The organism is Streptomyces sp. JLYT201, assembly GCF_059448825.1.
In genome coordinates, this window is the sequence record NZ_CM182551.1 from 7,035,176 (window position 1) to 7,049,193 (window position 14,018).

Consider the following 14,018-nt stretch of genomic DNA (forward strand, 5'->3'; position numbering starts at 1 on the left):
GCTCCGCGCCTCGTCCTCAAACGCCGGACGGGCTATGAATAGCCCCTCCGGCGTTTGAGGAGCGGGGGTCTGGGGGCGGAGCCCCCAGGAATCGGGAAGGGGCGGGTCTGGGGCGCCCCGCGAGGGATCAGGCCCGGAGTGGCGGGATCTGCTGCGGCAGGGCGTAAGGGAAGGCGCCGTACCAGAGGCGGACGACCGCGAAGCCGAAGGCGAGGCAGATCATGCCGCCCACCGCGTCCAGCCAGAAGTGGTTGGCGGTGGCGACGATGACCACGAGCGTCGCCACGGGGTAGAGCAGGCCGAGGACCTTCGCCCAGGGCACCGAGGCGAGGGCGAAGATGGTCAGGCCGCACCACAGGGACCAGCCGATGTGCATGGACGGCATCGCGGCGTACTGGTTCGACATGTTCTTGAGGTCGCCGGACGCCATCGAGCCCCACGTGTTGTGCACGATGACGGTGTCGATGAAGTCCCCGCCGGGCATCAGCCGGGGCGGCGCCAGCGGATACAGGTAGTAACCGAGCAGGGCCACCGCCGTGGTCGCGAAGAGGACCAGGCGCGTGGCCGCGTACCGGCCGGGATGACTGCGGTACAGCCACACGAGAACACTGAGCGTGACGATGAAGTGCAGCGTCGCGTAGTAGTAGTTCATGCCGACGATGAGCCATGTCACGGAATCCACGGCGTGGTTGACGGAACGCTCCACGGCGATGCCGAGGGTGTTCTCCACGTCCCAGATCCAGTCGGCGTTGCGCAGCGCGGCCGACTTCTGCTCCGGCACCGCGTTGCGGATCAGCGAGTACGTCCAGTAACTCACCGCGATCAACAGGATCTCGAACCACAGCCGTGGTCGCCGGGGCGTACGCAAGCGGCGCAGGAGATTCCGCCCAAAGCGGTCATCCGGCTCGCCCGCGCTGGGTGATGTGGTGGGCCGCTGGCGGCCTTCCAGTGTCGTCACAGTCATCTCACCCATAGGCACAGAGTCTGCCAGATACCCACCTCACCTCAGATCATCCCCCCGATGGGTTCCGGGCGCACTCCCTACGCCTCAGGGACGAGTCGCTTCAGGCCGATTTCCTAAGGGGCGGACCGGGTGCCGGGCCGCTCGTCCGGGCACATCGCCGTGGAGCCGCGCACCACCAGCTCCGGCATGAAGACGAACTCGCTGTGCGGCGCGGGCGTCCCCGCGATCTCCTCCAGGAGCGTGCGGACCGCGGCCTGGCCCATCGCGGGCACGGGCTTGCGGACCGTCGTCAGGGGCGGATCCGTGAAGGCGATGAGGACCGAGTCGTCGAAGCCGACGACGGAGACGTCGTCCGGCACCTCCAGGCCCCGGTCCCGCACGGCCCGCACCGCGCCGAGCGCCATCATGTCGCTGGCGCAGACGACGGCCGTGCAGCCGCGGTCCAGGAGCGCGGAGGCCGCCGCCTGACCGCCTTCGAGCGTGTACAGGGAGTGTTCGACGAGCTCCGCCTCGACGGCGTCCGGCGCCAGCTGGAAGCGCTCCCGCATGGTGCGCGTGAAGCCCTCGATCTTCCGCTGCACCGGTACGAAGCGGCGCGGGCCGAGGGCCAGGCCGATGCGGGTGTGGCCGAGCGAGGCCAGGTGCGTGACCGCGAGGCGCATGGCCGCGCGGTCGTCGGGCGAGATGAACGGCGCCCGCACCGCGGGCGAGAAGCCGTCGACCAGCACGAACGGGACGCCCTGGGCGCGCAGCCGCTCGTAGCGCTCGGTGTCCGCGGTGGTGTCGGCGTGCAGGCCCGAGACGAAGATGATGCCCGCGACGCCCCGGTCCACCAGCATCTCGGTGAGCTCGTCCTCGGTGGAGCCGCCGGGGGTCTGGGTGGCCAGGACGGGCGTGTACCCCTGCCGGGTGAGGGCCTGCCCGATCACCTGGGCGAGCGCGGGGAATATCGGGTTCTCCAGCTCGGGCGTGATCAGGCCGACGAGGCCCGCGCTGCGCCTGCGCAGCCGTACGGGCCTCTCGTAGCCGAGGACGTCGAGCGCGGCGAGCACGGACTGACGGGTGGCCGCAGCGACGCCCGCCTTGCCGTTCAGGACCCGGCTCACGGTCGCCTCGCTGACCCCCGCCTGGGCTGCGATGTCGGCCAGTCGCGCGGTCACAGGATTGGACTGTACCGGGCGACTCTCACGCTGCCCACCAGACCGTCGTGTCGGGGGGTACGACGACGCCCGCGGCGGAGCCGTCCAACTCGGCCTCCGACGGGTCCGAGTTGGCGCTGCTCAGGAGCAACCGGCCGGGAGCGGGGAGGGGCACCGGACGGTCCGTGAGGTTCACGGCGACGACGACGGCACCGCCGGGGCCCTCCTCGGCGTGCCGTCGGAAGAGGAGGACGCCCTCCGGAGCCGGGAGCCACTCCACGGACTCGCCCGCGCCCAGCGCCAGCTGCGCCCGGCGCTGGGCGAGCGCGGCGCGGTACAGCGCCAGCGTCGAGCCCGGGTCGGCCTCCTGCGCCTCCACGGTGAGGTCCTTCCAGGCGGCGGGCTGCGGCAGCCAGCTCGGGCCGCCCTCCACGGGCCCGAAGCCGAACGGCGGCCGGCTCCCCGACCAGGGCAGCGGCACCCGGCAGCCGTCGCGGGTGCCCTCCTGCCCCGCGCCGCCCGGGCCCGAGCCGCGGAAGAACGCCGGGTCCTGGCGCACCTCGTCGGGCAGGTCCGTGACCTCGGGCAGGCCGAGTTCCTCGCCCTGGTAGAGGTAGGCCGAGCCGGGCAGTGCCAGCATGAGCAGGGTCGCGGCGCGGGCCCTGCGCAGGCCGCGCGCCGGGTCGCCGGGGGCGAGACGGGTGGCGTGCCGGACCACGTCGTGGTTGGAGAGCACCCAGGTCGCCGGGGCGCCGACGGCGTTCATGGCGGCCAGGGAGCGGTCGATCACGGCCCGCAGCGCCGCCGCGTCCCACTCCGTCGTCAGATAGGTGAAGTTGAAGGCCTGGTGCAGCTCGCCCGGGCGCAGGTACAGCGCGCTGCGCTCCACCGTCGGCGTCCACGCCTCGGCCACGGCGACGCGCTCGCCGTCGTACGCGTCGAGGATCGTGCGCCAGTCGCGGTAGATCTCGTGCACGCCGTCCTGGTCGAAGTACGGCGTGGGCCGGGAGCCGAGCAGCTTGACCTGTTCGCCGTGGCCGACGTCCGGCAGGCCCGGCGCCTTGATCAGGCCGTGCGCCACGTCCACGCGGAAGCCGTCGACGCCGAGGTCGAGCCAGAACCGCAGGACGGAGCGGAACTCCTCGCGCACCGCCGGGTGCTCCCAGTTGAAGTCGGGCTGCTCGGGCGCGAAGAGGTGCAGGTACCAGGCGCCGTCCGCGGTCCGGGTCCAGGCCGGGCCGCCGAACACCGACTCCCAGTCGTTGGGCGGGAGTTCGCCGTGCGCGCCCTTGCCGGGGCGGAAGTGGAACCGCTCCCGCAGCGGCGATGCGGGGCCGTCGGCGAGGGCCGTGCGGAACCACTCGTGCTGGTCGGAGCAGTGGTTCGGCACGATGTCGACGATCACGCGCAGGCCGAGCCCGTGGGCCGCGCGCACCAGGTCGTCGGCGTCGGAGAGGGTGCCGAACACCGGGTCGACCGCGCGGTAGTCCGCCACGTCGTACCCGGCGTCGGCCTGCGGCGAGGCGTAGAACGGCGAGAGCCAGACGGCGTCGACGCCGAGACGCCTCAGATGGGGGAGCCGGGCGGTGACGCCCGGCAGGTCGCCCATGCCGTCGCCGTCGGAGTCGGCGAAGCTGCGCGGGTACACCTGGTAGATGACCGCGTCGCGCCACCAGCCCGAGGGCGCGGCGGCGGTGCGGTCGGCGTCGTCGGCCGGTGCGTCGGTGAGGTGCTGGGTCATGGGGTCCCTTGCCGGTACGGGGATCGACTGCGGCTCTCCCGACGCCGTGCGCGGGGGAGCCGGACGCCCTGGTGAACGCCCGGCGGGAGGCGAAGGTCACGAGCGGGCGGCCCCGGCACGGGCCGCGCGTTCGCAGCCGGCGGGGGCGCAAGGGTGCCATGCGCTCCCCAGGAGCGTGGCGGAGCGCTAGCGTGGACGGGCGATCCGAGCGTGCCGAGGGGGCCCGCTGTCGTCCGCAGCTCCGGGGGGCAGTCCACGTGGGCGTCATGGAGAACGTCGCGGGCCGGAAGGAAGAGGCCCGGCCGGACGCCACCACCGTTCTGGTGGTCGACGACGTCCCCGCGAGCCGGTACGCGCTGGGCGCGGTACTGCGCCGGGCGGGCCACCGGGTCCTGCTCGCCGGGAGCGCGGGCGAGGCCCTGCTCGCCCTCGACGCCCGGCTGCGCGCGGGCGAACTGCCCGACGTGGCGCTCGTCGACGTCGGCCTGCCCGACATGAGCGGCTACGACCTGTGCCGCCGCATAAAGGCGTCACCGACGACCGCGGGCCTGCCCGTCGTGCACTTCTCCGCCGTCGCGCACGGCTCCCTCGACCGCTGCCGGGGCCTGGACGCGGGCGCCGAGGCCTATCTGACCGTGCCCGCCGAGCCGGAGGAGATCGAGGCGGTGGTGCGCGCCGCGACCCGCGGCGCCCGCCGCCACAGCGCGGCCACCATCCGGGCGGGCCGGCTCACGCTGCTCGCCGAGGCCGTCCTCGACGTCCAGTCCGCGGGCTGCCCGGGCGAGCTGGCCGAGACCGCGGCCACCCAGGCGGCCCGGCTCAGCGGCACGCCCGCCGCGGCCTTCGTGCTCGACGACGAGGGCGAGATGCACCGCGGCCTGTCCCGCCGCCGGGCCGCCACGGCGCTGCCCGACCGGGGCGCCCACGACGCCGTGGCCCGGCTGCTGCGCAGCCTCATGTCCGGCAGGACCGGCGCCCACAGCACGGTGATCCCCGCGCCGGTCTGGCCCGCCGGGTTCTTCGGCGCGGGCCCCTTCGCGGCGGGCCCCGACGTCCTGGAGTCCCGCGCGGGCAACGGCCACGGCGGCGATCGCGCGTACGACGACCCGCTCCTCGCCCCGCCCGACGGCGCGCTGCTCGCCCTCGCCCGGACCCGCGACGACCACGCCCCGGTGTGCCTGGCGACCCCCGCCCACGCGCACGACCACGCCGCCGAGCTCACGCGGCTCGCCCACGCCACCGCACGCGTCGCGGAGCAGCTCTTCATGTACGAGAAGGAGCGCCACGTCGCCCTCACCCTCCAGCGCAGCTTCCTGCCGGCCCGGCTGCCGCACACGCCCGGCGCGGAGGTCGTCGTCCGCTACGAACCGGCCTCGCGGCAGGCGGAGATCGGCGGCGACTTCTACGCGGTGCTCGCCACGCCCGCGGGCGTGCTCACCGGCATCGGCGACGTCGTGGGCCACTCCCTGGAAGCGGCCACGGTGATGGTGGAGCTGCGCCACGCGCTGCGCGCCTACTGCGTGGAGGACCCGGACCCCGGCGCGCTGGCCGGGCGCCTGGACCGCATGCTCCAGAGCTACCACCCGGACGTCACGGCCACCCTGTGCCTGGCGCTCGTCGACCCGGCGACGGGCCGTGTCCGGGTCGCCAACGCCGGGCACATCCCGCCGCTGGTCGTCCACGACGGCGGCAGGGCCGGGTACGTCAGGGCGCGCGGCCCGCTGCTCGGCCTCGGGCTGCCGCGGCCGGAGACCACCGAGGTGTGCCTGACGCCCGAGGACCGCCTCCTGATGGTCACCGACGGCCTGATCGAGACGCGCGGCACGGACCTCGCCGTGTCGATGGAGCACCTGCGCGTCGCGGCCGCCGGGGCTCCGCACGGCGTGACGGCCCTGTGCGACACGCTCCTGGAGTGCTTCGGGCGCGAACGGGAGGACGACGTCGCGCTGTTGGCGCTGCGCCTCACCGGCGACGGCGGGCACGCCGCCGACGGGCCCGGGAGCTAGGACGGCAGCACGGCGGCCGGTGCGAACGCGGCGAGGCGGGAGAGCAGGTCCGCGAACGGTCCGTCGGCGGGTTCGTCGGCGAGGACCTGGCCGAGCAGCTCCGCCATCTCCTGGTCGTACGCCGCGCTGACCGCCGCCAACGCCGCGAAGTCGTGCACGAGTTGCCGTTCGAGCTCGGCGCGCGGAATGCGGCGGCCGTCCAGCCAGATCAGGGCGGTGGACTCGGCGAGGGAGATCCAGGAGCGCACGACGAGCTCCAGGCGCGCGGGCGGCGCGGCGATGCCCAGGTGCGCGACGATCTGGTCGTACGCCGCCTGGCGCACCGAGTCGATCAGGGCGTTCGTCGTGGAGGAGCCGACGGCGGGGCCGCCGCGCATCAGCGCGTAGAAGCCGGGTCCGTGCTCGTCGACGAAGCCGAAGAAGCGGCCCGTCACCCGCAGCAGGCGGGCGCCGAGGGGCCCTTCGCGCGGCTCCACGAACCGCTCGGCCAGCTCGTCCGCGGCCCGCTGCAGGGCGGCCTCGTACAGGCTGAGCTTGCCGGGGAAGTAGTGGTACACCAGCGGGCGCGAGATGCCCGCGGCCGAGGCTATCTCGTCGATGGAGACGTCCTCGGGCGAGCGGTGGCTGAACAGTTCGAGGGCCACCCCGATCAGTTGCTGCCGCCGCTCCTCGACACCCATCCTGCGCCGCGTCCCCGTAGTCATGCGAACACTCTACCGATCCGTTCGGGGCACGAACGGAGGCCCCCGCTCCGCCCGTTCGCCGCCGCCTGGCGCGCTCACAGGTCGAGGACGATCCGCTCTCCTCGCGCCCGGGACACGCAGATCAGCATCGAGTCGCTCCGCTCGCCGTCGGTGAGGAGCTCGTCCCGGTGGTCGATCTCGCCCTCCAGGACCCGCTGTTGGCAGGTGCCGCAGAAGCCCTGCTCGCAGGAGTACGGGGTGCTCGGCAGCTCCTCGCGGACGGCGGCGAGCACCGTGGTGTCCGCGCCGACGGTCACCGTGCGGCCGCTGCGGCGCAGTTCGACCTCGAAGGCGCCGCCGTCCGCCGGGGCGCGGGGCGCGAACCGCTCCAGGTGCGGCGGGCGGCTCTCGGGCAGCGCGGCGGCCACGGCGTCCATGAGGCCTTCGGGCCCGCACACGTACACGGCGGCGCCCTGCTCGGCGGCGCCGTCGAGGAACGCGGCGACGTCCGGCCGTCCGTCCGTGTCCTCGGCGACGACGGTGACGCGCTCGCCGCCCGCCTTCTCCAGCTCGTCGAGGAAGGGCATGGAGGCCCGGCCGCGCCCGCAGTACAGCAGCCGCCAGCTGCCGCCCCGGGCCTCGACGGCCCGGACCATGGGCAGGATCGGGGTGATCCCGATGCCGCCCGCGACGAACACGTACGCGGGGGCGTCCGCGACCAGCGGGAAGCGGTTGCGCGGCCCGCGCACCTCGACCTCCGCGCCCTCGTACAGCTCCTCGTGCACCTCGCGCGAACCGCCCCTGCCGCCCTCGTCGGCGCCGATCCTCCGGGTGGCGATCGTGTACGAGGAGGGGTCGCCGGGGTCCCCGCACAGCGAGTACTGCCGTACGAGCCCCGAGGGCAGCACCAGGTCGAGGTGGGCGCCCGGCTCCCAGGCGGGCAACGACCTTCCCTCCAGGAGCAGTTGGACGACGCCGTCGGCGACCGGCTCGTGGCGGGCCACGCGCAGCCGCAGCGCCCGCGAGCGCGGCCGTCCCGAGACGGGTGTCTCCAGGGCGGGCAGCGGCCACAGCGGGGACGCGCCGACGCGGCGGCGCAGGGCGCGCCTGGTCCGCCCGGCGACCAGGACGGCGCCGGTGACGAGCAGGGCGGTGCGGGCGGTGCGGGGCAGCGGCATGGTCACGCGGCTCCGTTCGCGCGGGCCTCGGCGGCGGTGGCGGCGGGGGACGCGGCGAGGTAGGCGATGGCCTGGGCCGTGCTGCCCTCCTGCGAGGGGTGGTAGGAGCGGCTCAAGTACGTGGGGATGGAGCGGAGCATGGCGCCGGTGCTGGGCAGCGTGCCCGCGCGCCCGCTCCGGTGGAAGTCCCTGAAGGTCGCCTTGCCGTCGCGCAGCGTCGGGTCGTTCGCCATGAAGAAGCGGGCGCCGCGCTGCCACAGGAACACCAGCGCCGTGAAGGCGGTAGCCCAGGTGCGGGCCCGGCGGCGGTAGCAGCCGTCGAGGTGCACGAACAGGTCGAAGGCGACGGAGCGGTGCTCGACCTCCTCGGCGCCGTGCCAGCGCAGCAGGTCCAGCATGGTGGGGTCGGCGCCGCGCCGGTCCAGCTCGTGCGCGTTCAGGACCCAGTCGCCGAGGAAGGCGGTGTAGTGCTCGATCGCCGCGATCAGCGCGACGCGCTCCAGGAGCCACCAGCGGCGGGCCCGGCCCGGCGGCAGCGTCCGGTCGCCGAGCAGCTTCTCGAAGAGCCAGTCGACCTGCGCGGTGTACGGGGTCGGGTCGAGGCCCTGCTCCCGCAGGTGCGGCAGGACTTCGTCGTGGGCCTGCGCGTGCATGGCCTCCTGGCCGATGAACCCGATGACGTCCTCCCGCAGCCGCTCGTCGCGGATGAGGGGCAGCGCCTGCTTGTACACGTGCACGAACCAGCGCTCTCCCGCGGGCAGCAGGAGGTGCAGGACGTTGATCGTGTGCGTGGTGAAGGGGTCGCCCGGGAGCCAGTGGAGGGGCGTCTTCTCCCAGGAGAAGGAGACGTTGCGGGCCTTGAGCGGTATGTGCTCGGAGGCGACGGGCTGGGGGAGCCGGGCCTTCGTGTTAGACATGGCGTCAATGTACGGCCGGGTAACCCCGTGGGTACACCCCTCGGAAGGGGCTTTTCGGGCCGCGCCCCCTAGAGGTCGCGGCCCGAGGGCCCGCGCCCCATGGGGGCGCGGGGAACTGCGCGACAAGCCACGACGGTCCGCAGACGATCGACGGCAGAGGTCAGTGAAGAACGCTGAGCCTGGAGCCGTCCGCGAGCCTCGCGGTCAGCTGAAGCCGTTCCCCCCGCTTCGCGGGCAGCGCGGCCACGGGACCGGCAACAGGCTCTCGCCCGGAGACCCGCACCGAGGCCACGTCCTCGCTGCCCGCGGCCAGGACGTACCAGCTGCCCGTACGGGCCTTCCACAGCACGCCCGCGAGCACGCGCGGCTCCCGCTCGCCGCAGGCGGGCGCGTTCTCCGCCTTGGCGGCGACGGCGCCCGCCGCGGCGCCGGGCGTCAGGACCTGGGCGAGGGTCCGGCTCCCGTTGCCCTGCCACGTCTCCGCGCGGGTGCACACCCAGCGCGCCGGGCCGCTGCCGTCGGGCAGGGCCTGGCGGGCGTACTGCCACGCGTTGACGGACCGGACGCCGTGCGAACGGGCGGCGGCGAGGGAGCAGGCGGTCCGGTCCCAGTCGGCGGCGCGGGCGTCGCGGGGCGCGGTGGGCCGCCCCGCGGTGAGCCGGGCGGGGGTGAGCTCGCCGAGGTCCGTGGAGAGCCGCGTGGCGCCGTCCGCCTCGCGCAGCTGGAGCGCGTTCCAGGACCGGCAGTCGCCCGCGAGGGCCGGGCTCGCGAAGGGCGCGGTGACGCCGTCGGCGCCGCGCCGCAGCGCGGTGGCGGCGCCGCTCGGCCTGAGCAGGTCGCGGACGGCGGCGGAGCGCACCCAAGGAGCCGTCAGATAGCGGACGTTGCCGTCGGCGCGGCCGAGCACGACCGCGCCGGAGTCGGCGGCGGTGGCGCCGTCGACCCGGGCGAAGTCGAGCGCGGCGCCGCCGGTGCCGTCCTTGGGCTCGGCGTACCGCACGACGCGCAGGCCGTCGTGGAGGAGGACGACGCGCGCGGCGTCGACCTCGCCCGCGAAGAGCAGCTGCGCGGGCCCGGGCGGCGCCCCCGCCGCGGTGCCCGGCGTCGCCGACACCCGTACGGACTTGCCGGGCCGCGCCCACACCGCGAGGGCGCGGCGCAGCAGGGCGGTGTCGCCGGTGAGTTCGCCGCGCGCGGGCCACACCGTGAAGTCGGTGCGCGGGGAGCGCTTCCAGGCGGCGGGCGCGGCCTTCGTGAGCTTGGCGGGGTCGAGCGCGGCCTCGGCGGCCGGGTTCTTCGCGTACGGGGGCGCGGCGGCTCCGTCCGGGCCCCAGCCCTCGCCCGGCATGCCGAGGAGCGCCCCGCAGACCAGGGCGGCCGCGGCGGCCACGGCCGCGGCCCGCAGGTGCTGCCTGCGCCGCATCAGGTCGGTGGGCCTGGCCTGGAGGGAGCACGGGTCGAACTCGGGGGACTCCAGGAGCGCGTACAGGGCTTCGACGCCGTCGGCCTCGGTGAGGGCGGTGTCCACGTCGGTGACCCCGGCGGCGTCGAGGGCGCGGCGCACCTCGTCGTCCCCGAGCCGTTCGAGGCCGCGCAGCACGTACGCGGCGCGGGCGGGCCCGGACAGGGCGGAGAGCCGCTGGTCCAGGGCGAGTTCGTCGGCGCCGCCGGAGCGCGGGAACAGTCTGAGCCCCCACACCTGGGGCAGCAGCGGCGGCAGCTGGGACCGCTTGGGCCAGGCCCGGCGCTTGAGCGGGAGGCCCGCTTCGAGGGCGGCGCGCAGCACTTGGCGGCGTACGTAGGCGTAGCCGGGGTCGGCGCTCCGGCCGGGGCCGCGCTGGTCCGGCACGACCGCGGTCTGCGTGCGGCCGCGGGGCAGGGCCCTTTGGACGAGCGCGTGCGCGGTCAGGACGCGGCGGTTGCGGCCGAGGCCGGGCGGCAGGACCAGGTAGGCCAGGCGGACCAGGCGGGGGTAGTGCTCGACGAGGGCGGCTTCGGCCTGCTCGACGTCGACGACGGACCTGGCGGACCCGGTCTCCCCGGCCCCTCCGGTCGGCGCGGCGGCTTTCGTGGACTGCGATGACGACACGTTCAGCAGAACGAGCGAATGGTCCGACGGTCACTTCACACTCGGGGCTGCCGCCCCCGGGCCCCCGCTGCACGGCAGGGTTTCAGCCCCTCCGGCGTCTGAGGAGCGGGGGTCTGGGGGCGGAGTCCCCAGGAAGCGGGAAGGGGCGGGTCCGGGGCGCTCCCGCGAGAGGTCAGGCCAGGTGCCAGGCGCTGAACTCGGCGAGGCCGTGGGCCCCCGTGCCGCCGTTGGCCGCGGTCATGAAGAGGCCCACGTCCTGAGCGGCGGCCACCCCGGGCAGGGACACCGTGGCCACCGACCGCCAGGAGCCCCCGCCATCCGTGGAGAACTCTCCGGTGAAGGAGCCCCCGGCCCGGGTCAGGCGCAGCAGCACCGGCGCCTTCACCCCGGTGACGCGCCGATAGGTGTCCAGGGTGCCGTCGCCCGTCGTGTCGTAGGAGAGGACGACCCCGTTGGCGGGGGTGACGGCCAGGTTCAGGAAGCCCGGGGAGCCCGGGGCGGCCAGGGAGTTGCGGGCGATGAGGCCCGCCCGGGCCCAGGGCCCGGTGGCCGCCTGGGAGTCGACGCGCACGGTCGCGGAGACTCCGTCCCGCAGGGCCCCCGGCCTGAAGAGCGTGCCGAACTCCGCGGTGCCGCGCCACAGATCGGCCCCGGCGCCGTCGATGGCGTACCGCCCGTCGAGCTCGCCGAAGACGGCGGCGTTGGTGGTGTGGGTCCGCCAGTCGGGGCCGAGGGGTCCGGCTTCGAAGAGGGTGCCTTCGTGGACCGCCCGCACCCGCGGCTCGCCCCGCGGACCGTACTCCACGGCGATCGTGTAGGGGAGGGGCCGCAGCGGCCGGTCGAGGGGGGTGCCGGGGGCGTGCGCGCGCCAGGCGACCGTGCCGGAGCCTCCGGCGGGCACGCGGGGCAGCGACGTCGGCCCGTCGGGGGCGGCGTCGATGCCGGTGAGGGCGAAGTCGACGCGGCCCGTGGCGCGCAGCCCGTTGACGTTGCGGAAGCGGGCCTCGACGCGGGCGCCGCCGCCGGGCGGGAACGCGGGCGGCTCGGCGGTGACCTCCAGGGAGCCCTGGTAGGGCGCGCGGGCGAGCACGTCGCGGACCAGCGAGGCCGTGCGGTGCGCGTCGGTGACCGGCCGCAGCGGATGGTCGTCGCGGCGGCGCGTCCACGGCTCCTCGAAGGCGGCGAACCAGTCGACCGCCCGGGGCGCGCGGCCCGCCGCGAGGGCGTCGGCCAGCTCGTCCAGCCACCGCTGCCAGCGCGGCGTGTAGAAGTCGCGCAGCAGGCCGTGCCACTCGCGGTTGCCGTAGTCGTGCAGATTGCCGCCCTCGGAGGTGGGGCGGTCGCCCCACACGGTGATGAGGACCCGCGCGGTGCGCTCGAACTCGGCGCGCTCGGCGTCGCCGGTGGCGAGCCGCCGCGCGTCGTCGAGCCACGGCCCGAGCAGGAAGGCCTCGTGCGCCCCGGTCACGTCGTCCGCGAGCCGCATCAGGCGCAGCCACAGCGTGGACAGGGCCCGGAAGGCGTCCTGGTCCTTGCGCAGATAGGCGGCTCTGAGCTGCGGCAGGAGCTGGCGGCTGCGGTGGGCGAGGGCCTGGCGCGCCACGTCCACCAGGTCGTACTTGTAGGCGGCGCTGGAGCGCAGCCGCGGTGCGACGCCGAGCAGGCCCGCGAGGGCCGCGTCGAAGCGGGCGGGGTCGTAGGTGAGGGCGCGCGGCGCGTACTCGGCGGCGCGGTTCGCGGCCAGGTCGGGGCGGGCCGCGAACAGCGAGTCGTGCGGGTCGCTGCGCTCCACCGCCGTGTGCTGGTACGCCGTGTCGTGCAGGGCGCGCCAGGCGGAGCGCGCGGCGCGGTCGTGCCCGCCGTAGCGGAAGTCGGCGTAGGAGGAGAACCACGCGGCGCGGTCCATCTCGCCGTCGCGCCAGGCCAGTTCGGAGAAGAGGGCGAAGGCGGCCGGGTCGCGGTCGGTGGCCTCCGGCAGGTAGGCGGTCCCGGCGAGCGCGCTGTCCGGCTTGTCGCGCCAGGCGAAGAACTTCTCCTGCCAGACGTGCGTGCGGGCGCCGATGGTGGTGCGTCCGCCGAAGTTCGGGATGGTGCCGAAGCAGTAGGGCGTGCCGCCCCAGTCCTTCTCGCGGTCGGTGACGCTGCCGTAGCGGTCGGAGACGCCGTCGACGATCAGCATCTTCTTCTTGTCGATGGCGTCGAGCAGTTCGGGCAGCGGGTTCTCCTGCCAGCCGAGGATCACCCAGGTCGCGCCCGGGTGCGCGGCGCGCAGGGCCTTCTCCACGCCGCGCGCGGCGTCCGGCACGGGCACGTCGCCCGCGGTGCCGCCCTCGTGCAGCAGGTCCATCTTGAAGTGCCCGGCCGCGCCGAACAGATCGCGCTGGTGGCGGTAGAAGGCCGCGGCGACCCGCGCGAACGCGTCGGTGCGCGGGTCCAGCCAGTCGGGCCGCTTGAAGCCGTGCCAGGTGCCCTGCGGGACGACGCGGGCGTCGCCGCCGTTGCGGGTGACGAAGCCGTCGGGGACGTGTCCGTAGTAGCCGGGCAGGACCGGCGCCATGCCCAGCTCGCGCAGCCGGTCCACGATCCGGCGGCCGAGCTCCGCGCGGCGCGCGATGAGCTCGGGCGAGAGCGGGCCGCCGTAGCCGGACAGGTTCTGCAGCAGCCACCAGGGCTGGTGCGAGGGCGCGGGCAGCCAGGCGCGGGACTCGGCGTCGGTGTACTGGAAGTCCTTCAGGAGCCGGTGGTAGACGGCCTCGGTGCCCGCGATGACGAAGACCTCGTTGCAGCCGTGCAGGGCGAGGAGGTCGATCATGCGCTCCCAGTACGGCCAGTCGGCGTACGGGGCGGTGTAGCCGTCGTTGGTGTCGTTGAGCGCGAACCGGTGGGGGAGCGCGGTGGACCGGGCGAGCGGGCGCGCGGGCGCGGGCAGCCGGCGCGGCAGGTTCAGCTGGCCGCCGTTCCAGGCGAGGTGCGCGCCGCACACGTACTTCAGGTACCAGTGGACTCCGGCGAGCAGCACGGCGGGCGTGGTGCCCGACACCTCGACGCGTCCCGTCGTCCCGGTCACGCGGAAGCGGTCCCGGCCGCCGTGCGCCGGGACGAGCCCGAGGCGGAACTGGTCCGCGTGGTGCGGGAGTCGACGATTGAGCACGGCGCGCGCCGCGTCCGTATCGAAGGCCGGGCCCCGGACGGGCCCCTCGGCCGCGCGGGCGGGCAGGGCCGGAAGGGCGGTGCCCAGGCCGGTGAGGCCGAGGGCGCCCGCGGTGCCGAGGACGGAGCGTCGCGATGGCTCGTACATGTG

At 75.2% G+C, this 14,018-nt stretch carries 9 protein-coding genes; 1 reads left to right on the forward strand and 8 read right to left on the reverse strand.

Annotated features, from left to right (window positions below; translation table 11 throughout):
- Positions 1 to 127: 127 nt before the first annotated feature.
- From AC5WAM_RS29730 to AC5WAM_RS29740, 3 genes are all read right to left on the reverse strand, one after another.
- Complete coding sequence (locus tag AC5WAM_RS29730; RefSeq protein ID WP_366791426.1) at positions 128 to 973, reverse strand: phosphatase PAP2 family protein; 846 nt, start codon at positions 971 to 973, stop codon at positions 128 to 130.
- Between the two features lie 104 nt (positions 974 to 1,077).
- Positions 1,078 to 2,124: a LacI family DNA-binding transcriptional regulator gene (locus AC5WAM_RS29735; protein WP_495519427.1), complete on the reverse strand. Its 1,047-nt coding sequence runs from the start codon at positions 2,122 to 2,124 to the stop codon at positions 1,078 to 1,080.
- Positions 2,125 to 2,149: 25 nt separating this feature from the next.
- Positions 2,150 to 3,844 carry a glycoside hydrolase family 13 protein gene (locus AC5WAM_RS29740; protein ID WP_495519428.1) on the reverse strand — a complete coding sequence of 565 codons (1,695 nt, stop codon included), beginning with the start codon at positions 3,842 to 3,844 and terminating at the stop codon, positions 2,150 to 2,152.
- Between the two features lie 266 nt (positions 3,845 to 4,110).
- Here AC5WAM_RS29740 and AC5WAM_RS29745 point away from each other — a divergent pair, with 266 nt between their 5' ends.
- Positions 4,111 to 5,850, forward strand: a complete 1,740-nt coding sequence (locus tag AC5WAM_RS29745; RefSeq protein WP_495519429.1) for a SpoIIE family protein phosphatase — start codon at positions 4,111 to 4,113, stop codon at positions 5,848 to 5,850.
- Here the strand turns inward: AC5WAM_RS29745 and AC5WAM_RS29750 are convergent.
- The 5 genes from AC5WAM_RS29750 to AC5WAM_RS29770 form a co-directional block, all read right to left on the reverse strand.
- Positions 5,847 to 6,554, reverse strand: coding sequence for a TetR/AcrR family transcriptional regulator (locus tag AC5WAM_RS29750; RefSeq protein WP_366791423.1), 708 nt, complete (start codon positions 6,552 to 6,554; stop codon positions 5,847 to 5,849). The genes AC5WAM_RS29745 and AC5WAM_RS29750 overlap by 4 nt on opposite strands.
- Positions 6,555 to 6,628: 74 nt before the next feature.
- The gene (locus AC5WAM_RS29755; RefSeq protein WP_495523673.1) at positions 6,629 to 7,711 is read right to left on the reverse strand and encodes a PDR/VanB family oxidoreductase; all 1,083 of its coding nucleotides are present in this window, start codon (positions 7,709 to 7,711) and stop codon (positions 6,629 to 6,631) included.
- A gap of 2 nt (positions 7,712 to 7,713) precedes the next feature.
- On the reverse strand, positions 7,714 to 8,628 hold the full coding sequence (locus AC5WAM_RS29760) for a metal-dependent hydrolase (RefSeq protein WP_495519430.1): 915 nt from the start codon (positions 8,626 to 8,628) through the stop codon (positions 7,714 to 7,716).
- 160 nt (positions 8,629 to 8,788) lie between these two features.
- Entirely contained in the window at positions 8,789 to 10,717 is a 1,929-nt protein-coding gene (locus AC5WAM_RS29765) for a hypothetical protein (RefSeq protein WP_495519431.1), read from the reverse strand.
- Between the two features lie 172 nt (positions 10,718 to 10,889).
- Positions 10,890 to 14,015 (reverse strand): alpha-N-acetylglucosaminidase, encoded by a 3,126-nt coding sequence (locus AC5WAM_RS29770; protein ID WP_495519432.1) that lies wholly within the window; start codon positions 14,013 to 14,015, stop codon positions 10,890 to 10,892.
- Between the last annotated feature and the right edge of the window lie 3 nt (positions 14,016 to 14,018).

What these genes read in the sequence shown, in the direction of transcription:
- AC5WAM_RS29730 (WP_366791426.1), bottom strand. Translation starts at nt 973, where the DNA reads ATGGGTGAGATGACTGTGACGACACTGGAAGGCCGCCAGCGGCCCACC.
- AC5WAM_RS29740 (WP_495519428.1), bottom strand. Translation starts at nt 3,844, where the DNA reads ATGACCCAGCACCTCACCGACGCACCGGCCGACGACGCCGACCGCACC.
- AC5WAM_RS29745 (WP_495519429.1), top strand. Translation starts at nt 4,111, where the DNA reads ATGGAGAACGTCGCGGGCCGGAAGGAAGAGGCCCGGCCGGACGCCACC.
- AC5WAM_RS29750 (WP_366791423.1), bottom strand. Translation starts at nt 6,554, where the DNA reads ATGACTACGGGGACGCGGCGCAGGATGGGTGTCGAGGAGCGGCGGCAG.
- AC5WAM_RS29755 (WP_495523673.1), bottom strand. Translation starts at nt 7,711, where the DNA reads ATGCCGCTGCCCCGCACCGCCCGCACCGCCCTGCTCGTCACCGGCGCC.
- AC5WAM_RS29760 (WP_495519430.1), bottom strand. Translation starts at nt 8,628, where the DNA reads ATGTCTAACACGAAGGCCCGGCTCCCCCAGCCCGTCGCCTCCGAGCAC.
- AC5WAM_RS29770 (WP_495519432.1), bottom strand. Translation starts at nt 14,015, where the DNA reads ATGTACGAGCCATCGCGACGCTCCGTCCTCGGCACCGCGGGCGCCCTC.